The sequence below is a fragment of the Nocardiopsis sp. JB363 genome (assembly GCF_900143625.1).
Classification (GTDB): domain Bacteria; phylum Actinomycetota; class Actinomycetes; order Streptosporangiales; family Streptosporangiaceae; genus Nocardiopsis.
Genome location: NZ_FRFF01000210.1, coordinates 1 through 19,137, shown reverse-complemented (window position 1 = coordinate 19,137; position 19,137 = coordinate 1). Strand labels below are relative to the sequence as shown.

Genomic DNA, 19,137 nt, shown 5'->3' with positions numbered 1-19,137 from the left:
CCCCACCACACCACCTGGGCCTACCTCTTCCTCCTCATCTCCCACAACACCGCCGCCCTCCTCCTACTCCCCCTCGTCCTCGCCTCCGCCCTCCTCACCCTCCTCTGGGTCGGCCTCCCCTTCATCATCCTCACCGCCCTCACCCTGCGCACCATCGCCAACGCCCAACGCACCACCCTCACCACATTCCTCAACACCCCCGTCCCCGCCGCCTACCGACCCCTCCCACCCACCGGCATCATCACCCGAGTCCGCATCATCATCACCGACCCCGCCACCTGGCGCGACCTCCTCTGGCTCACCGCCTCACCCCTGCTCACCGCCCTCGCCCTCATCCCCGCCGTCCTCTACGCCCACGCCACCTACCAAACCCTCTACGCCCTCCTCCTCTGGCGCCACACCGACAACCTCTACGGCGCCTTCACCGCCACCACCCAACCCCAAGCCCTCCTCGCCCTCATCCCCGCCACCCTCCTCATCACCCTCGCCCACACCCTCACCCCCATCACCACCCACGCCTGCACACGCCTCTCCCGCCTCATCCTCGCCCCCTCCGAAAAAGCCCGACTCACCGCACGCGTCGCCCACCTCGCCACCAGCCGCGCCGACACCATCGACACCCAAGCCTCCGAAATCCGCCGCATCGAACGCGACCTCCACGACGGCGCCCAAGCCCGCCTCGTCGCCCTCGGCATGCACCTCGGCATGACCGAAAACCTCGTCGAAACCAACCCAAAAGCCGCCCGCGACATGCTCACCGAAGCCCGCGAAACCACCCGCCAAGCCCTCACCGAACTCCGCGACCTCGTCCGCGGCATCCACCCACCCGTCCTCGTCGAACGCGGACTCCCCGGCGCCGTCGAAGCCCTCGCCCTCACCCACCACCTCCCCATCACCGTCACCACCCACCTCCCGGGCCGCCCCCCGGACCCCGTCGAATCAGCCGCCTACTTCGCCATCGCCGAACTCCTCACCAACACCGCCAAACACGCAGGCGCCACCCAAGCCCGCATCCACATCAACCACGGCCGACAACGCCTCATCATCACCGTCACCGACAACGGCCACGGCGGAGCCACCCCCACCCCAGAAAGCGGACTCAACGGGATCGCACGCCGCCTCGACTCCTTCGATGGCACGATGAACATCACCAGCCCCACAGGCGGACCCACCATCATCACCCTGGAGATCCCGTGCGCGTTGTCATCGCCGAAGACCTTGCCCTCCTCCGCGACGGACTCATAAGGCTCCTCCAAGCCCACGAATTCACCGTCGTCGCCGCCCTCGACAACGGCCCCGACCTCCAAGCCGCCCTCACCGAACACAAACCCGACGTCGCCGTCGTCGACGTACGCCTACCCCCCACCTTCACCGACGAAGGCCTCCAAGCCGCCATAGCCGCCCGCGCCCACATCCCCGGCCTGCCCATCCTCGTGCTCTCCCAGCACGTCGAACAGCTCTACGCCCGAGAACTCCTCTCCGACGACACCGGAGGCGTCGGCTACCTCCTCAAAGACCGCGTCTTCGACGTCAACCAATTCATCGAAGCCGTCCGCCGCGTCGCCTCCGGCGGCACCGCCATGGACCCCGCCGTCATCTCCCAACTCCTGGCCCGCCAAGACCAGAGCGGCCCCCTGGCCCAACTCACCCCCCGCGAACGCGAAGTCCTCGCCGAAATGGCCGAAGGACGCTCCAACTCCGCCATCGCCGGACGCCTCTACATCACTGAAAAAGCCGTCAGCAAACACATCAACAACATCTTCACCAAATTCGACCTCCCACCCTCCACCGACGCCAGCCGCCGCGTCCTCGCCGTCCTCGCCTACCTCAACGGCCAAAACTGACCCCGCACAACACAACGGCCGCGGCCCCCGAAGGACCGCGGCCGCAAACCACCGCACACTCAACCCGAACTAGTCACGCCGCACCCGATACAACCCATCGATCTCCTCGGAGAACGCACGCAACACCGCATCCCGACGCAACCCACCCGACGGATGCACCAACCCCGACTGCACCGTGAACTCCTCCGCCAACACATGGAACGACCGCACCGCCAAATGCCGCGGCACACTCCGATTGGCCTCGTACACCAACCCCTGCACCTCCCGCAGCAAATCCCGATCCCCCGCGATCTCCTCCGGAGCCATCGACAACGGCCGCCCGTTCACCAACCGCCAATACTCCAACTGATCACGCACCAACGTCACCAACGCACTGGCGAACGGACGCCCCTCCACGATCACCAACACCTGACTGATCAACGGATGAGCCCGCAACCGCTCCTCGAACCCCGACACCAACTCCGCGTCCCCCGGCTGCTCCACCTCACCCGACCACGCCGGCGCGTCCGACTCCACCGCCACCGGCTCGGCCCGCACCGAACGCGCCTGCGACACCCACGGCTCATCGAAGACCTCCGACTCCGCCACCGGCGCCGACTCCTCCACACCACCCGGAGCCCACGCAGCCTCCACCACAGGCCGCTCCGACACACGCTCCACCCGAGAGGGAACGAACCGCCCCGGCACCGGCTCCAACGAAGCCTGAGGCCGCAAACGGCCCCCCACCCTCACGAACCCGGCCTCATCCACCTCGGCCAGCACACCCGTGGCCAACCAACCCTCACGGAAGGCCGCCCGCGTCCCCTCCGCGTCGGCCCAATAACCCAAGAACACCGCGCCACCCTGCAAATGCAGCTCACCCTCGGGCGAAACCCACCAACGACGATCGGCCAACACCCGACCCACCGTCCCCGGCACACGATCACCCACCGCGTTGGCACTGAACACCCCGGCCGTCTCCGCGATGCCGTACACCTGCATCACCGGAACACCGACACCACCGAAGTAACTGTCCAACCGCTCCGGCAACCCACCACCCCAGCACACCGCCAAATGCACCCGGCCACCCAGCACGTCCCGGATCTTGGAGAACGACCAGTCGTACATCGACCGCGACAACCGGGCCCAGGCACCCTTCTTCTTCGCCTGGTCGAACTGCACCGCGGCATCCATCGCCGCGTTGAACGTCCCCACCGAGTCCCAGTCCGTCGAATGCGCCGAAGCCCGCTCCGTCCCGTGCACACCCTCCAACACCCTCGGAGTGCACACCAGCACCGTCGGCTTGAACCGCTCCAACTCGGCACGCAACGACCCGGGCTCCACCACACCCAGACGGACCCCGCCCACAACACACGCCACCACCGTCGCCAACCCCGGCAACTGCGACAACGGCAGATCCACCACCGCACTCGCCCGCCCCGCGGCCAGCTCCGACAACCGCGGCCACATCCGATCCACCAGATCGGCCGCAGACGACAACAAGGCCCCGTGCGAGAGCACCACACCACGCATCGAACGCGACACCGAACTCAACGGATACAGCACCACCGCAGGATCCTCCGGCACCACCGCGTCCCGCCGAAAACGCACCGACGTGGCGTCCATGTACGCCCCCAGGCTCACCACCTCCGGCAAGCCCTCCTCGAAACGCCACACCCGGCCCAGATCCGACAACTCACGCTGTAGACCCTGCACCACACGCTGAGCCCGCTCACCCGAGACCACCGCCACCGCCGGACGCACCTCACGCACCACATGCGCCAAACGCTCCGTCGAGGCCGCCACCGGAATCGGCACCAGCACCCCGCGCACCGACCACACCGCGTACGCCAAACGCACCCAGTCATGGCTCGACGGCGCCACCACCAGCACACGATCGCCCTCGGACACCCCGGCCGCCACCAAACCCTTGGCCACGGCCGTCACCTCGGTCGCGAACTCCCCCGCCGTCCGACGCTCCCAGCGCCCCTCCTCCAACACCGAGAACACCTGAGCATGCGCGTCAGAGGTCGCCACGTCATAGACCTGGTCGCCCAATCCGGACTGCGCTCGAGCCAACGAACCGGGGGTCTCGCCCATAACCAACTCATCCTCTGCCACTCGGAAGACGGGCCACACCATTCCCACCCGCCTCGTTCGGGGAATCGAGCCCTACTGTGCCCATTTCTCCACCGAACGGCAACCTAGGAGAACTATAACGAAACCCCCGATCACGGGCTCATCCCACCTTCACACGCGCACCCCACACGAACGACAGCACCGATAGCACCGCCACCGACGCCATCACCACGGACATGCTCACCAACGAAGCCTCGCCCGAAGGCGTCATCCCCGCCAGAGCCGCGATCGCACCACCCAGCGCGAACTGCAACGAACCCATCAACGCCGAGGCGGTACCGGCCACCGCCACCGGCTGACCGTCCAGAGCCGACACCGTCGCGTTCGGCATGATGAACCCGACACCGAGCATCATCAGCGCCAACAGCGACGACACCATCCACAGCTGCGCCACCCCGGCCAACGCCAACACCAACAGCGTCAGCACCGCCACCAACGCCACCAACAGACCCATCAGCAACCGACGCTTGGTGTCCATCCGGCCCACCAACAACCCGTTGCCCTGCGTACCCACCATCGACGCCAACGCGTTCACCGCGAACAACCACCCGTACGTCTGGGGCGAAACCCCGAACTCGTTCTGCGACACGAACGAGAACGCCGACACGTACGTAAACAACATCCCGAAGCTCAACCCCAGCGACAGCACCGGAGCCACGAACCGCCGATCCCGCACCAACGAGATCACCGTCGCCGCCAACATCCGCGGACCCTGCGCCCGACGCTCGGAAGCCGGCAACGACTCCGGCAGCCAGAACAGCACCAGCACGAAACTCAGCGCCGCCATCACCGCCAGCACCCAAAAACTCAGCTGCCAGGGCCCCACCAACAACAGCTGCGCACCCACCAACGGAGCCAGCAATGGCGCCAACATCATCACCAGCGCCAAACGCGAGAAGAACCTCACCGCGTCATCACCCTGGAACATGTCACGCACCACCGCGCGCGCGATCACCGCACCCGCGGCACCCGCCACACCCTGCACGAACCGCAGCACCACGAACGCCGTCACGTTCGGCACGAACACGCACAGCACCGAGGTGACCGTGAACATGGCCACCCCCACCAGCAACGGTCGCCGCCGACCCCAAGCGTCGCTCATCGGACCGATCACCAGCTGACCCGCGGCCAACCCCAGCATGATCGCGGTCAGCGTCAACCCGATCTGCGCCTCGGAGGCGCCCAGGTCCCGGGTGATCTGTGGGAACGCCGGCAGGTACATGTCGGTGGCCAACGGGCCCGTGGCCGTCAGCACACCCAGCACCATCACCAACAACGCGATGGAACGACGCGAACGCACCGCGGGTCTGGCCACCTCTTCTGAGATGGCGGGGGAGGTAGAGGACTGCACGGGCGCTCCAGTTCGAGGATGGGGATGGGGTGGAGTGGCCCGCGCCCTCGGGCGCGGGCCACTCCAATACGAACAACGAAGGGGCGAGATTCGCTCCCCACCCGACCACATCAGAACCTGTGATGTCCCTTACGTGAAAGGGACAGTTCACCGCACCAGGCGGTCCAACAACCTCTCCACCTCGGTCTCCGGATCGACCGTCAGACCACCGTGCACCGGCCCGGCCTGCACGATCGTGCTCCGCGGCGCGGTGAGCCACCGGAACCGCGGCCCGGGACGCTCACTCGCGGCCTGCCCGGCCTCGTCCCCACCTCGGCACATCTTCTCCACCGCTTCCAGGGCCCGACGCACTCCCGTCACGTCCACATTCGGATCCAGCGCACGCAGCCGATCCACGTCCAGGTCCCAACGCGCGGTCAGGAACGCACGCTCCTGGCTATAGACGATCACCCCGACGTTGACGCACTCACCACGTTCCAGACACGGCACCACCCGCAGCAACGCGTACTCGAACACCGCACGGTCGCGTTCGATGCCCACCTGTCCGGTGGTCACCACGCTGTAGCGCTCGCTCATGAACCCACCTCCGAAAGCCAGGACCGGTCGGCCACACGGGCCAGCAGATGACGAACGTAGGCCTCACGGACCGCCTCGGGCGTATCGAACCCGGGCTCCTCCTCCAGCCACACGTCGGGCACCATCCCCACCACACGACGCAGCAATTCCTCGTCCACCAGCGGAGCCAGTGCGGCGTCGGCCGCGGCCAGCTCGGGGGACGAACCCGACAACACATGGTCGGCGACGTCGTAGGGGCGGGAGATGAACCGATCGGCGTTGGCCCAGGAGTGGTGGAAGATCAGCGTGGCGCCATGGTCGATCAGGTAGGGCGCACCGTGCCACAGCAGCATGTTCGGGTTGCGCCAGGAACGATCCACGTTGCCGGTCAGGGCGTCGAACCACAGCACCCGCCCGGCGAAGCCGGGGTCGACCTCGAAGGTCAGCGGGTCGAACCCCAACGACCCCGGCAGGAAGTCCATCCCCAGGTTCAACCCGTCACTGGCCTTGAGCAGTTCCTGGACCTCGGGGTCGGGTTCACCCCGACCGATGACGGCGTCGAACTCCACCAGGGCCAGCTCGGGAATCGGCAGCCCCAGGGCACGTCCCAGCTCACCGGTGAGGACCTCCGCGACCAGAGTCTTGCGCCCCTGACCGGCCCCGATGAACTTGACCACGTACATCCCCAGGTCATCGGCCTCGACCAGGCCGGGGAGCGAACCTCCTTCTCGCAGTGGCAGCACGTACCGTGTCGCGATCACTTTCTTCAGCACGCCGGCCAGCATAGACACAACCGGCGGTACCCGTTGTTCGCGTGCGTCCAACGCACCGGTGCGTTGCACACCGACGCCGGGCGCACCACCGGGCGTCGGAACCCGACCTGCCCGCGACCCATCGAGAACACCCCGGGTTCGCTCGCCGTCAGCGGCCCGCTGCCCGATCGTGTCCACCGACCCCCGACCCCCACCGCAGATCGCCGCCACAACGTCCTCTATCCACCCCTGAACACGTTCTAGGGCCATTCCATCCCGGACGCGACACGCAGAACCACTCTTCTGTGCCGAATCAGTAGGGGCGGGCGGCGTAGCCGCTCGAAATCGATTGTGGAAAGTGCTTTTAGAGAAAAATTCCGCCACCTTTATGACGTAGATCTTATAGTGATCGAACGGGGACCCGCTCGGATCCTGCGGGGCCGGCGCTCCCACCGGCCCCGCAGAGGGCCGACATCCCTCGGGGCGCTCCCCGGGAAAGGCCTACCGGCGACCTCGGCGACTCCCCCGCTCCCCGGACGCGACACGCCGAACGACCCTGCCTCCGTACCGACGGCTCAGAGGTTGTCCTCGGGCTGCTCTCCCCACTCCTCTTCACCGTCCTGCCCCGGACCGGGCAGCGTCGGCACCGGCGAGGGCTCCTCGTCCTCCTCCCCCGGCGAGGGCTCCTGCTCCTGGTCGGATTCCTCGGACTGCTCCTGCTCGCCCTGCGAGGGGGGCTCCGGCTGCGGGAACTGCATCAACCACAGGTACAGCGAGAACACCAACACCAGCAGCAACAACAACAGCGCGCCCAAGGCCCCGATGAGCCACCAGTTGGCCTCCCCACGGGCCACCTTGCTGTCGCGCCCACCGGCCAGGGCGCTCCAGCGCACCGCCGAGACGCCCCGCTCCCCCGCCCAGTGCGGCATCACCATCGGGCCGCTGCGCACCACCGGGCCACCCCGACCGGCACGTTCCAAGAACGCCCCCGCGTCCTCCCCCGCCCCCTCCTCATAGGGGCAGGCCACCCACAGGGCCGACCGCCCCTTGGTGCGGGCGGCCACCACCCGCTCACCCAGGTCCACCTCCCGGGCGAAACGCGCACGCGTGGGTTCGTCGATCCCGGCGGCGTCGTTGAGCATCGCCACGCTCACCCGCTCCCCGGCCCCGTCCCTGCCCAGGTAGACCACACCCAGCCGCGACTCGCGCAACCGGCCCAACAGTCGAAACCCGCCCAGTTGGCGCGGGTCCCCCTCGTGCAGCCCCATCGTGGGAACCGACATCGACGTACCCCCTTCCCTCGACCTGCCCCGCGGGCGACGGCCATCGTTCCCACCACCCGTGCCGCGAACCCGACCACGACCCCGGAAACAGGTAGTGTCGCCAGCAGGTGATCCAAAACCTACTCCTCATGGTGCCTCCAAGGTCGGCACACACGTACTGGGAAGGCGGGACATGGCAGAAACCTCACCCGGGAACGGTTCCTCCGCTCCGAAACCGGAGAGCACTCCGGGGGAACCCACCCGACTGCTGCGCGCGGCGCTGCACGAGGTCTCCACCGTCATCGTCGGCCAAGAACGCATGGTGGAACGTTCCCTCATCTCGCTGGTGGCCCGCGGTCACTGCCTCATCGAGGGCGTGCCCGGCATCGCCAAGACCCTGGCCGTGTCCACCCTGGCCAAGGTCACCGGCGGTTCCTTCTCCCGCCTGCAGTTCACCCCCGACCTGGTGCCCTCCGACATCGTCGGCACACGTATCTACCACCCCTCCACGGAGAGCTTCGACGTCGAGCTGGGCCCGGTCTTCACCAACTTCGTCCTGGCCGACGAGATCAACCGCGCCCCGGCCAAGGTCCAGTCCGCCCTGTTGGAGGTCATGGCCGAACGCCAGGTCTCCATCGGCGGCACCACCTATCCCCTGCCCTCCCCCTTCATCGTCATCGCCACCCAGAACCCCGTGGAGTCCGAGGGCGTCTATCCGCTGCCCGAGGCCCAACGCGACCGGTTCCTGATGAAGGTCGACGTGCACCACCCCCAGGCGCACGAGGAGATGGAGATCCTGCGGCGGATGAGCGGCGAGCCGCCCACCGCCCACCAGGTTCTGGACCCGGTCACCCTGGGCGAGCTCCAGGCCGACGCCGAACGCGTGCACGTCCACCAGCTCATCGCCGACTACGTCGTGCGCCTGGTCATGGCCACCCGCGAACCCGAGAACCACCAGATGCCCGACCTGCGCCAGGCCCTGGAGGTGGGCGCCAGCCCACGCGCCACCCTGGGGCTGGTGGCCGCCGCACGCGCCCTGGCACTGCTGCGCGGACGCGACTACGTCCTGCCCGACGACGTGCGCGTGCTGGCCCGCGACGTCATCGCCCACCGCCTGGTGCTGACCTTCGACGCCCTGGCCGACGGCATCACCCCCGACAAGGTCGTCGATCGCATCCTGTCCACCGTTCCGGCGCCCCGGGTCATCTGGGACGAACCGCCCACCGGCGAGACCGCCTCCTTCGCCTCGCACCGATGAGGGGAGGCCCATCGTGAACGCGCCCGCCATCGGCACCGACCCCCGGCTCCGGGCCGCGCTGCGCCGCCTGGACCTGCGCATCGTGCAGCGCCTGGACGGTCTCCTGCACGGCGAACACCTGGGACTGCGCCTGGGACCGGGTTCGGAGGCGGCCGAGGCCCGCCTGTACCAACCCGGTGAGGACGACGTGCGCCACATGGACTGGGCCGTCACCGCGCGCACCGACACCCCCCACGTGCGCGACCTGGTCGCCGACCGTGAACTGGAGAGCTGGACCATGCTGGACCTGTCCCCCAGCATGGACTTCGGCACCGGTCTGCACTCCAAACGCCAGGTGGCCGTGGGCGCGCTGGTGGCCGCCAACCTGCTCACCCAACGGGTGGGCGACCGCTTCGGCGCCCACTTCCTGCACCAGGGGCGGGTGCGACGTTGGCCCGCCCGCTCGGGCAAGGAGGCCCTGCTGGCGTTGTTGGCCACCATCGCCGCCGCCCCCACCGGGGACCGACGTTCCCTCGACCCCGAGAGCGCCACCCTCGCCGACGCCGTCAACGACCTGGTGCGCACCCGGCGCAGGCGCGGCCTACGGGTGGTCGTCTCCGACTTCCTGGACACCCCCGCTTTCGGCAGTACCGTCACCTGGGAACGTCCCCTGCGCCAATTGTCCGCACGCCACCAGGTCCTGGTCGTGGAGGTTCTGGACCCCAGCGAACTGGACGTGCCCGAGGTGGGCGACGTGGCCCTGCGCGACCCGGCCACCGGCCGGATCCGCGACGTGCGTCTGACCCGGACGGTGCGCGAGCGGTACCGTGAGGCCGCCACGGCCCAACGCGAGGCCATCCGCGCGGCACTGCGCCGCTGCGGCGTCCAGCACCTGGTGTTGCGTACCGACCGCGATTGGGTATTGGACATCGCGCGGTTCGTCATCGGACAACGACGCACCGCGCACCACATGGCCCGCCACACCCCGGGGGTTCCCCGGTGAGGCGCGCCGACGCGCACAGGGCGTGGGAGCGACCCACGCCGCGGACATCGACGGGGGACTGAGGCCGCCATGACCTTCCTGGAACCCCAGCGGCTCTGGTGGCTGCTGCTCATCGTGGTGCTGGTGGCCGCCTATGTGTTCGCCCAGCGTCAGCGGCGCGACTACACCGTGCGCTTCACCAACCTGGAGCTGCTCGAACAGGTCGCCCCGCACCGGCCCGACATCCGCCGGCACGTCCCGGCCACCCTGTTCGCCATGACGGTGGCGGTCCTCATCGCGGCGATGTCGGTCCCGGCGATGCCGGTGGAGGCCCCGCGTGAGCGGGCCACGATCATCGTGGCGGTGGACGTGTCGCTGTCCATGGCGGCCACCGACATCGAGCCCGACCGGCTGCACGCGGCCAAGGAGTCCGCGCGCGGGTTCGTGGAGACCCTGCCCGACCGTTTCAACGTCGGGTTGGTCTCCTTCTCCTCCACCGCCACCGTGGTCTCCCCGCCCACCCAGGACCACGCCGCGGTCACCGGTTCCATCGAGGGGTTGCGTCTGGGTCCGGGCACCGCCATCGGCGAGGGGGTGTTCGCCTCGATGGAGAGCATCCGCGGCTTCGACGAGGAGGCCCAAGAAGACCCGCCGCCCTCGGCCATCGTGCTGCTCTCGGACGGGGAGAACACCAGCGGGCGTGACATCGCCCAGGCCTCGGCCGTGGCCGCCGAGGAGGAAGTGCCCGTCTCCACGATCGCCTTCGGCAGCGGCGCGGCCATGATCGAGATCGACGGCTACCAGGTGCCGGCCGACATCGACAAGGAGGCCCTGCGCGGCCTGGCCCAGGACACCGGCGGTCACTTCTACGAGGCCGAGAGCGAGACCGAACTGGACGACGTCTACGAGGACATCGGGTCCTCGTTGGGCACCGAGTACGTCCATGAGGAGATCGTCACGCGCTTCGTCATGGTCGCCCTCTTGTTGTCGATGGCCACCGCTTTGACGTCCCTGCTGTGGTTCCAGCGTCTGCCCTGATGAGCACGGCGCCCACCCGGGCCGTAGTGACTTTGGTCACACCCCTTTAGGTGGGCTTTACACCAATACCTCTGGTGTAACCGGTTAGCGTTGGCATGTTTGCCATGCCCAGCCACATCGAGGAACGATGCCGAACACACCCGCACCCCCGACCGCGCTCTGTTTCGATCTGGACGACACCCTCATCGACGACGTCGCCGCGTCCTCCGCAGGACTGCGCGCGGTCATGGAGCGGATCGGACACCCCCACTTCGGTTCCGCCCGCGCCCTATGGGACACCCAGACCGAGATCTCCTTCGGTGCCTACCTGCGCGGTCACCTGTCCCTGGACGAACAACGCCGCGAACGCATCCGCGCCCTGACCAGTCAGGCGGGCCACGCCAACATCGCCGACCAGCACTGCGACGAGCTCTACCGTCTGTACCTGGACGCCCACCGTTCGGCCTGGCAGGTCTACTCCGACACCCACACCACCCTGGCGGCGTTGGGTCGGGCCGGCTACCGACTGGCCGTGATCACCAACGGCGTCGAGGCGATCCAGCACGCCAAACTCCAGGCCCTGGAACTGACCGGCTACTTCCACACCGTGGTGTGCGCCGACACCGCCGGGACCGGCAAACCCGACCCGCGCATCTTCCACTTCACCGCCCAGCGCCTGGGCGTGGACCCCTCCGCCTGCTGGCACGTGGGCGACCAGATCCAGTCCGATGGCGTGGGCGCCACCACCGCGGGCATGCGCCCGGTCATCATCGACCGCTCCGGACGCCCACCCTTCGAAGGCCTGACCACCATCACCGACCTGGAGAGTCTGCCGCGCATGCTCGGACTGGCCGCCCCCGCCGGCGGCATCTGATGATCCCCGACGACGTGGTGGCCCGTCGGGTCACCGTGCACCTGATCACCACCGGACCCCACGGTCCGGTGCTGCGGGGCGCTCGCGTGCGTTTCGGTCAGGACCCCGAAGAGCTCGCCCGTGAACTGGGCGGTCTGGACGCCCACACGCCGCTGGTGGCCCTGGACGTGATCACCGAGACCGTCAGCCTGTCCCTGCGCCGGGCCCTGCACGTGGACCGCATCGTCTATTCCAGGCCCGAACTGCGCTCGGCCTGGCCCACGGTGGTGCCCGCCCAGGGCCTCACACCCACCGCGGCCGAGCTGGCCGACGACGAACCCGGGCCCGGCCCCCAAGACCTGCCGCGGCTGCGGCGCTTCGCCTCCTACGGCATCGTCACCGATCCCGCCGGTCGCATCCTGCTCAGTCGGATCGCCGAGGGTTTCCCCGGCGCCGGGACCTGGCACCTGCCGGGCGGCGGTGTGGACGCGGGTGAGGACGTACGCGCGGCACTGCGCCGCGAGGTCTTGGAGGAGACCGGGCAGAGCGGGGTGGTCGGCGAACTCATCACGGTGACCAGTCACCGCCGCACGCCGCCCGCCGCGGCCCTGGACATCTACGCGGTCTGGGTCTTCTCCCACGTGCACGTGGGCGCACCCACGCGGGCCCACGTCACCGAGGAGAACGGCTCCACCTGCGACTGCGGTTGGTTCACCCCCGAGGAGCTCACCGACCTGCGCCTGTCCACCACCGCGCGCCGCGGGATGGGCTTCCTGGTCTCCCGCCCCGGCCGCTGACCCACGTCGACGGGGCGATGTCCCTGCGGCGGCGCCGTGCCCACAGGCGGGCCACCGGACGCTCTCAGGAAGAGGGCGTCCGGTGCAGCAACCACCACGCGCCGGCGCCCGCGCCCAACACGGCCGTACCGATGGCCACCACCGGCAGCGGCAGGCTGGTGGCCAGCACCACGCACCCCGCCAGGCCGCCCACCGGGGCGATCAGCGGCGGCCGGTCCTCGTGCGGACCCAACCGCAGCGCCGAGGCGTTGGCGATGGCGTAGTAGACCAGCACACCGAAGGCCGAGAACGCGATCATCTCGGCCAGGTCGCCCACCACCACCAGGACGACCACCACCGCCGCCACGGCGATCTCCGCACGGTAGGGAACCCCGAACCGTGTATGGGCGATCCCCAATCGACGGGGCAGGTGACCGTCCGAGGCCATGGCCGCCACCGTGCGCGAGACCCCCAACAGCAACGACAACAGCGCCCCCGCGCACGCCAGCACCGCGGCGGCCACCACGAACGGCACGAGCATCGGGAACCCGGCCACCCGGACCGCGTCCACCATCGGCGCGGTCGAGGTGGTCAAACGCTCACGTCCCAGCACGATCAGCAACCCGGTGCCGATCGCCAGGTACAACAGCGACACCCCGACCAGGGCCAAGGTGATGGCCCGCGGGATGGTGGTACGCGGATCGCGCACCTCCCCGCCCAGCGTGGCGATGCGCGCGTACCCGGCGAACGCGAAGAAGATCATCCCGGCCGAGCCCAGTACACCGAAGGAGCCGGGCCAGGGGCCCATGCCGTCGACTTCGGCGACCGCGGCCAAGCGCCCACTGAGCACCATCGCCACGAACACGGTGACCAACACCGCCAGCACGGCGACCAGCAGGATCTTGATCACCAACGTCGATCTGTACACCCCGCGAAGGTTCAGCGCGGCCAACATCACCACCACGGCGACCGCCACCGGTGTCTCCCACCCGGGCAGCACGTAGGCGGCCAGGGTCAACGCGATCGCCGCGCAGGAGGCGACCTTGCCGACCACGAACGCCCAGCCGGCCAGGTACCCCCACATTTCACCGAGGCGTTCGCGGCCGTACACATAGGTACCGCCGTTCTCGGGATGCCGGGCGGCCAACCGGGCCGAGGAGATCGCGTTGCAGTAGGCGACGGCCCCGGCGATGACGATGGCGACCGGAAGCCAGGCACCGGCGCCCAGCGCCGCCGGTGCGAAGACCGAGAAGACCCCGGCGCCGAGCATCGCCGCGGCGCCGATGGCGGCCGCGTCGACGGTGCTCAACACCCGGGCAGGTCCGGCCTGCGGTCCGGAAGAGGTGGCCAACAAGCTCTCCTTGGTCGACTGATCCGACTTTCCGAGTGTGCACGATCCGACCGACCCTTGGGCCCAGGGACCCACCGGCCCCAGGCCCCGAACCCGGGTCGAAGGCCCCCGTTCGGGCCCGGGCCCCGCGCCCAGGGCCAGGCCCCCGGCACACGCCGAGGGCCTGCTCACACCGCACCCCTACCGGTCCGCCTCTCCGAGCGCGCCGACCGTCGGGGGCCGCTCACGTGGGTCGCCACGGCGAGCCGGCGTTGTCGTTGATGTCCTCGGCGGCCACCTGGCGCAGTTGCCGGGACAGGTCCGACAGCGCTCGCGAGACCGCCAACTCCTCACCGATCTCGGGCATGTCCAGGTCCGAGGGGTGTTTGCGTGCCATGCCGTGACCGCGCAACGTCGTACCGTCCTCGGCCACCAGACCCACCTCGGCCCAGGTGCGGGCGGTCTCCCCCTCGCTCTCCTCGGCCACGACCACGTCGACGTTCCACCGCTTCATCGTCTGCATGGAATCCGCTCCCCTCGCGTGCGGTGTGTTCGATGTGCGCGTCGGTCCCCGGGTGGACCGCAAGACCCGACGGCCCTGACCACCGTCCCGCGACGGTGGGTGTCGGCGTCGGGACTCCCGACGACCGAACAGGTGTCCTGGCCCTGCCCGCGTGGTCCCCCACAAACCTCGCCTGTCCCCATCATCACCGCCGGGCCCACGGACCCATCGAGGGTTGGCCCTTTCGTTTCCGCTCGTTGGCGAGGTTTTTGGCCACCCGACCACCACACTTCCCCTGATAACGTCACGGCGTGGCCCAGCACTACTTCGACTCCAGCCCCGACGCCGCCAGCCGGCCCTCCACCGCCGACCTGGTCCTGCCCGACGTGCACCTGCGTCTGCACACCGACCGCGGTGTCTTCTCCCCCGACAAGGTCGACCTGGGCACCCGGGTGCTGTTGGAGAGCGTTCCCGCCCCACCTCCCGAGGGCGACCTGCTCGACGTGGGCTGCGGCTACGGCCCCATCGCCCTGACCCTGGCCCACCGGGCCCCGAACGCCCGCGTCCTGGGGGTGGACGTCAACGCCCGCGCCGTGTCGCTGGCCCGCCGCAACGCCACCGAACACCGGATGGACCACGCCCGTTTCTCCGTGATCACCCCCGAGGGCGGTCTGGCCCTGGAACAAGGGCAGGGCACCGCCGCCCAGCCCGAGGCCGACGACCTGCTCGGCCCCTTCGACGTCATCTGGTCCAACCCGCCCATCCGCGTGGGCAAGGACATCCTGCACACCCTGCTGCTCACCTGGCTGTCTCGCCTGGCGCCGGGCGGGGTCGCCCACCTGGTCGTCCAACGCCACTTGGGATCGGACTCCCTGCAGAAGTGGCTGGAGGCCCAAGGGCACCCCACCGAGCGGCTCGCCTCCCGCGCCGGTTTCCGGGTCCTGACCGTGCACCCCGCACCCACCACCTGAACCCGGAAAATCCCTTTTTCAGCCACCGTGCCCGGCCCCACACGTGCAGGTAGACGTAGGGACCGGTACGCTTGATCGACCAGCGCCGGACCACCCGGGCCCCATCGACGAGGAACACACCGCAGTTGAGCACGCAGTTGCGTCCCACGGACGTCAAACGTCTGAACCGACAGTGGCGCAGGCGCACCGAAGGACGCCTGTCCCTGATGGTCGAGTCGGTCACCCAGCCCTTCAACCTGGGTTCGATCCTGCGCACCTGCGCCGCCCTGGGAGTGGACCGGCTCTGGCTCACCGGCAACAGCGCCGACCCCGACGATCCCAAGGTCGGCAAGACCGCCTTGGGCACCGCGGCGAAGGTCCCCCACGAGCGGCTGGCCACCACCGCCGAGGCCTTGGAGGCCGCCCGCGCCGACGGTTACAAGGTCGTGGCCGTGGAGCTGGCCAAGGGAGCCGTCCCCTTGCACGCCGCCCCGCTGGAGCCCGACGTGTGTCTGGCCGTGGGCGCCGAGGACCACGGGTGCTCCCCGGCACTGCTCAACGGTGCCGACGCCATCACCTACATTCCCCAGATCGGCCGGGTGGGCTCGCTCAACGTGGCCGTGGCCACCGCCATCGCCCTGACCGAGGCCCGACGCAGGGAGTGGGTCGGCTTCGGCGACGAGGCCGACGCCCCCATCGGTACCTGAGAGCGGAAGGAGATCCGGGCACGGGAATCTTTCACCGTCCCCGGACGTCTCTTCTTCGACCTCGCATTCCACAACCGTCACATCACCCGAGGCGCCAACGGCGCGGAGAGAGGAACAGTGGATTCGTCCCGAAGTCCCAGCAGCATCCCGAGTGGATGCTGTGACCCCGACACAGACGAGCCCCCATCTTGGAAGGGCCCGCACCTTCGTAGCAACCCCGCCCACAGGCGGAACCAGGCGGTGCGTGCCCGATGAGCACCGTCCTCAGCATCGCCTTCGGTGCATTGGTGGTCTTCCTGATCACCGTGGCGACCGGGTACTTCGTCGCCCAGGAATTCGGCTACATGGCCGTGGACCGTTCACGCCTGAAGGCACGGGCCTCGGCCGGTGACACCGGGGCCAAGCGGGCCCTGGCGATCACCAACCGCACGTCCTTCATGCTCTCCGGCGCCCAGTTGGGCATCACGGTCACCACACTGTTGGTCGGTTACGTGGCCGAACCGATGATCGGTGTCGGCGTCGGGGATCTGCTCGGTGGAGCCGGCGTACCGGACGGCACCGGTCTGGCCATCGGCACCGCCTTGGCCCTGATCTTCTCCACCGTCGTGCAGATGGTCTTCGGTGAACTGTTCGCCAAGAACCTGGCCATCGCCCGGCCCGAGCCCGTGGCTCGCTGGCTGGCCCTGTCCACCGGTATCTACCTCAAGATCTTCGGGCCCGTCATCTGGCTGTTCGACCAGGCGTCCAACCTGCTTCTCAAGGCGGTCGGCATCACCCCGGTCGAGGACGTCCAGCACGCGGCCACCCCGCGCGACCTGGAACGCATCATCGCCGAGTCCAGGGAGAGCGGGGACCTGCCCGCCGAGGTGTCCACCCTGTTGGATCGCACCCTGGACTTCCACGACCAGACCGCGGGGCACGCGATGATCCCCCGTCCCGAGGTCACCACCGTGGAGGAGAACGACCCGGTCAGCCTGGTCGTGGAGCACATGTCCTCCGGACACTCGCGCTTCCCCGTCCTGGGACAGGGTGTGGACGACATCGTCGGCGTCATCTGCCTGCGCGACGTGCTCGTCCTGGGCGACCGCGACCTGGCCGGCGTACGCGTGAGCGAGATCGCCCGGCCCACCGTGATGGTCCCGGCGTCCCTGCCCCTGCCCGGGGTGCTCGACCAACTGCGCGAGGCCGACGAGGAGTTCGCCTGCGTGGTCGACGAATACGGTGGTCTGGCGGGCGTCATCACCACCGAGGACCTGGCCGAGGAGCTCGTCGGGGAGATCGCCGACGAGCACACCCCCGAGGAGGAGTCGCCCGCCCCGCTGGGCGGGGAGAACGGCTACCTGGTCCCCGGAGGGCTGCACATCGACGAGGTCGAACGGCTCATCGGCCACGACCTGCCCGAGGGCGACTACGAGACCCTGGGCGGTCTGGTCATCCACGAACTGCACCGGCTGCCCAAGGCCGGCGACCATGTCGACCTGCCGCTGCCCCGCCCCGCCAGCGCCCACGACGACGACCCCGACATGGCACTGACCATGACCGTCAACGCGGTCCAACGGCACGTGCCCTCCAGCATCGAGGTCAGGTTGCGCGAAGTACAGGGTGAGGACACCGAGGAGGTGCGGGCATGAGTGAGATGAACGTGTGGGTGGCGATGGCGCTGACCGTCGTCTTCATCGCGTTGAGCGCGTTCTTCGTGGCGATCGAGTTCGCCCTGGTGGCGGCGCGCCGCTACCGGTTGGAGGAGGCCGCGCACACCAGCGCCTCGGCGCGGGCCGCCCTCAAGAGCGCCCGCGACCTGTCGCTGCTGCTGGCCGGATCCCAGTTGGGCATCACCCTGGCCACCCTGGCCCTGGGCGCCATCTCCAAACCGGCCTTCCACCAACTGCTGGAGCCGCTCTTCGGTTCCCTGCCCGGGTCGGTGGGGTACGTGCTCTCCTTCACCTTCTCCCTGATCATCGTGACGTTCCTGCACCTGATCGTGGGTGAGATGGCGCCCAAGTCCTGGGCCATCTCCCACCCGGAGAAGTCCGCCACCATGTTGGCCATCCCCATGCGGGTGTTCATGTGGCTGACCCGTCCGGTCATCGTCATGCTCAACGCCATGGCCAACGCCGTGCTGCACCGTTTCGGTGTGCAGGCCGTCGACGAGATGGCCAGCGGGCACAACCCCGAGGACGTGCGCGAACTGGTCGAGCACTCGGCCAAGGCCGGCGCGTTGGACTCCGAACGCCGCGCCCAGCTCGCCACCGCCCTGGAGGTCAACTCCCAACCCATCAGCGAACACATCACCCCGCGCGAGGACATCGCCTGGGTGCGGCCCGAGGCCGGTGTGGAGGAGATCAAAAGCGTCTCCCGGGAGACCACGCACCTGCGTCTGGTCGTAATGGAGGACGAGCAGCCCATAGGGGTCGTGCACGTACGTGAGGCCCTGACCGGCGCGGCCGACACCACCGCCGCGGACCTGATGCGCCCGGTCCTGACCCTGGACCCGGCCACGCCCATGTACGCGGCCATGGGCATCATGCGCGAGAGCCGCAACCACCTGGCCCTGGTCGAGAACGAGGACCATGTGGTGGGGCTGGTGACCCTGCAGGACATCCTGGACCGGTTGTTGCTGCTGGAGACCGCCGCCTGACGTCGGCGCCGCCACGCGGCGCGAGCAGGCACCACGGGGAGGGCTCTTGGGCCCTCCCCGTTTCATGTCCACGGTCCCCGCACCGCGTGCCCTGTGGCGCGGGGGCGCCCATCGGGGCGGGCGTAGCGTGAATCGAGTCAGGTACACGGCCCCCGACCAGGCCGACCGTCTCCCGGCCGACCCGCTCCCGACCGCCGTGTGCCTGTCGTGCGAAACGATCAGGAGCGCCCAACCGTGCACACCCGCCCGACCCCCACCGGGTC

The 19,137-nt window shown here is 69.1% G+C and carries 17 protein-coding genes and 1 pseudogene; 11 read left to right on the top strand and 7 right to left on the bottom strand.

All coding sequences use genetic code 11. The annotated features are described in order from the left end of the window. A partial coding sequence (locus BQ8420_RS31200) for a sensor domain-containing protein (RefSeq protein ID WP_087104166.1) occupies positions 1–1,245 on the top strand: 1,245 nt, incomplete at its 5' end. Next, positions 1,194–1,844 (top strand): response regulator transcription factor, encoded by a 651-nt coding sequence (locus tag BQ8420_RS31195; RefSeq protein WP_087104164.1) that lies wholly within the window; start codon positions 1,194–1,196, stop codon positions 1,842–1,844. The genes BQ8420_RS31200 and BQ8420_RS31195, both read left to right, overlap by 52 nt. Before the next feature lie 69 nt (positions 1,845–1,913). Here BQ8420_RS31195 and BQ8420_RS31190 read toward each other — a convergent pair whose 3' ends face one another. The 5 genes from BQ8420_RS31190 to BQ8420_RS31165 form a co-directional block, all read right to left on the bottom strand. Next, entirely contained in the window at positions 1,914–3,923 is a 2,010-nt protein-coding gene (locus tag BQ8420_RS31190) for an AMP-binding protein (protein WP_143847678.1), read from the bottom strand. 139 nt (positions 3,924–4,062) lie between these two features. Then, entirely contained in the window at positions 4,063–5,313 is a 1,251-nt protein-coding gene (locus BQ8420_RS31185) for a multidrug effflux MFS transporter (RefSeq protein WP_369825567.1), read from the bottom strand. A 147-nt stretch (positions 5,314–5,460) separates the two neighbouring features. Beyond that, the gene (locus BQ8420_RS31180; protein WP_087104162.1) at positions 5,461–5,889 is read right to left on the bottom strand and encodes a DUF3037 domain-containing protein; all 429 of its coding nucleotides are present in this window, start codon (positions 5,887–5,889) and stop codon (positions 5,461–5,463) included. After that, a complete protein-coding gene (locus BQ8420_RS31175; RefSeq protein ID WP_087104160.1) occupies positions 5,886–6,653 on the bottom strand; it encodes a HipA family kinase in 768 nt (255 codons plus the stop codon). Before BQ8420_RS31175 ends, BQ8420_RS31180 begins: the two co-directional genes overlap by 4 nt. Positions 6,654–7,195: 542 nt before the next feature. Beyond that, positions 7,196–7,903, bottom strand: a complete 708-nt coding sequence (locus tag BQ8420_RS31165) for a hypothetical protein (protein ID WP_087104156.1) — start codon at positions 7,901–7,903, stop codon at positions 7,196–7,198. Between the two features lie 172 nt (positions 7,904–8,075). On the opposite strand from BQ8420_RS31165, the gene BQ8420_RS31160 reads away from it, so the two are divergent. The 5 genes from BQ8420_RS31160 to BQ8420_RS31140 all read left to right on the top strand — a co-directional run bounded on the left by BQ8420_RS31160 (position 8,076) and on the right by BQ8420_RS31140 (position 12,768). Further along, positions 8,076–9,140: a MoxR family ATPase gene (locus tag BQ8420_RS31160; protein ID WP_087104153.1), complete on the top strand. Its 1,065-nt coding sequence runs from the start codon at positions 8,076–8,078 to the stop codon at positions 9,138–9,140. Positions 9,141–9,153: 13 nt separating this feature from the next. Further along, positions 9,154–10,122, top strand: a complete 969-nt coding sequence (locus BQ8420_RS31155; RefSeq protein ID WP_087104151.1) for a DUF58 domain-containing protein — start codon at positions 9,154–9,156, stop codon at positions 10,120–10,122. 69 nt (positions 10,123–10,191) lie between these two features. Then, positions 10,192–11,139, top strand: coding sequence for a VWA domain-containing protein (locus BQ8420_RS31150; RefSeq protein WP_087104149.1), 948 nt, complete (start codon positions 10,192–10,194; stop codon positions 11,137–11,139). Between the two features lie 127 nt (positions 11,140–11,266). Continuing rightward, a complete protein-coding gene (locus BQ8420_RS31145; RefSeq protein ID WP_087104147.1) occupies positions 11,267–11,992 on the top strand; it encodes an HAD family hydrolase in 726 nt (241 codons plus the stop codon). Then, positions 11,992–12,768: an NUDIX hydrolase gene (locus BQ8420_RS31140; RefSeq protein WP_087104145.1), complete on the top strand. Its 777-nt coding sequence runs from the start codon at positions 11,992–11,994 to the stop codon at positions 12,766–12,768. Before BQ8420_RS31145 ends, BQ8420_RS31140 begins: the two co-directional genes overlap by 1 nt. Positions 12,769–12,832: 64 nt before the next feature. Here BQ8420_RS31140 and BQ8420_RS31135 read toward each other — a convergent pair whose 3' ends face one another. Both BQ8420_RS31135 and BQ8420_RS33260 read right to left on the bottom strand, forming a co-directional pair. After that, the gene (locus BQ8420_RS31135; RefSeq protein WP_087104142.1) at positions 12,833–14,098 is read right to left on the bottom strand and encodes an APC family permease; all 1,266 of its coding nucleotides are present in this window, start codon (positions 14,096–14,098) and stop codon (positions 12,833–12,835) included. Between the two features lie 223 nt (positions 14,099–14,321). After that, a pseudogene (locus tag BQ8420_RS33260) lies at positions 14,322–14,782 on the bottom strand (DUF1876 domain-containing protein). A 108-nt stretch (positions 14,783–14,890) separates the two neighbouring features. Here BQ8420_RS33260 and BQ8420_RS31125 point away from each other — a divergent pair. The 4 genes from BQ8420_RS31125 to BQ8420_RS31110 all read left to right on the top strand — a co-directional run bounded on the left by BQ8420_RS31125 (position 14,891) and on the right by BQ8420_RS31110 (position 18,874). Continuing rightward, entirely contained in the window at positions 14,891–15,550 is a 660-nt protein-coding gene (locus BQ8420_RS31125; RefSeq protein ID WP_087104138.1) for a class I SAM-dependent methyltransferase, read from the top strand. Positions 15,551–15,675: 125 nt separating this feature from the next. After that, a complete protein-coding gene (locus tag BQ8420_RS31120; RefSeq protein ID WP_087104136.1) occupies positions 15,676–16,236 on the top strand; it encodes a TrmH family RNA methyltransferase in 561 nt (186 codons plus the stop codon). A gap of 251 nt (positions 16,237–16,487) precedes the next feature. Then, the gene (locus BQ8420_RS31115) at positions 16,488–17,867 is read left to right on the top strand and encodes a hemolysin family protein (RefSeq protein ID WP_087104134.1); all 1,380 of its coding nucleotides are present in this window, start codon (positions 16,488–16,490) and stop codon (positions 17,865–17,867) included. After that, a complete protein-coding gene (locus BQ8420_RS31110; RefSeq protein ID WP_087104132.1) occupies positions 17,864–18,874 on the top strand; it encodes a hemolysin family protein in 1,011 nt (336 codons plus the stop codon). The genes BQ8420_RS31115 and BQ8420_RS31110 overlap by 4 nt, the downstream gene beginning before the upstream one ends. Positions 18,875–19,137 lie beyond the last annotated feature (263 nt).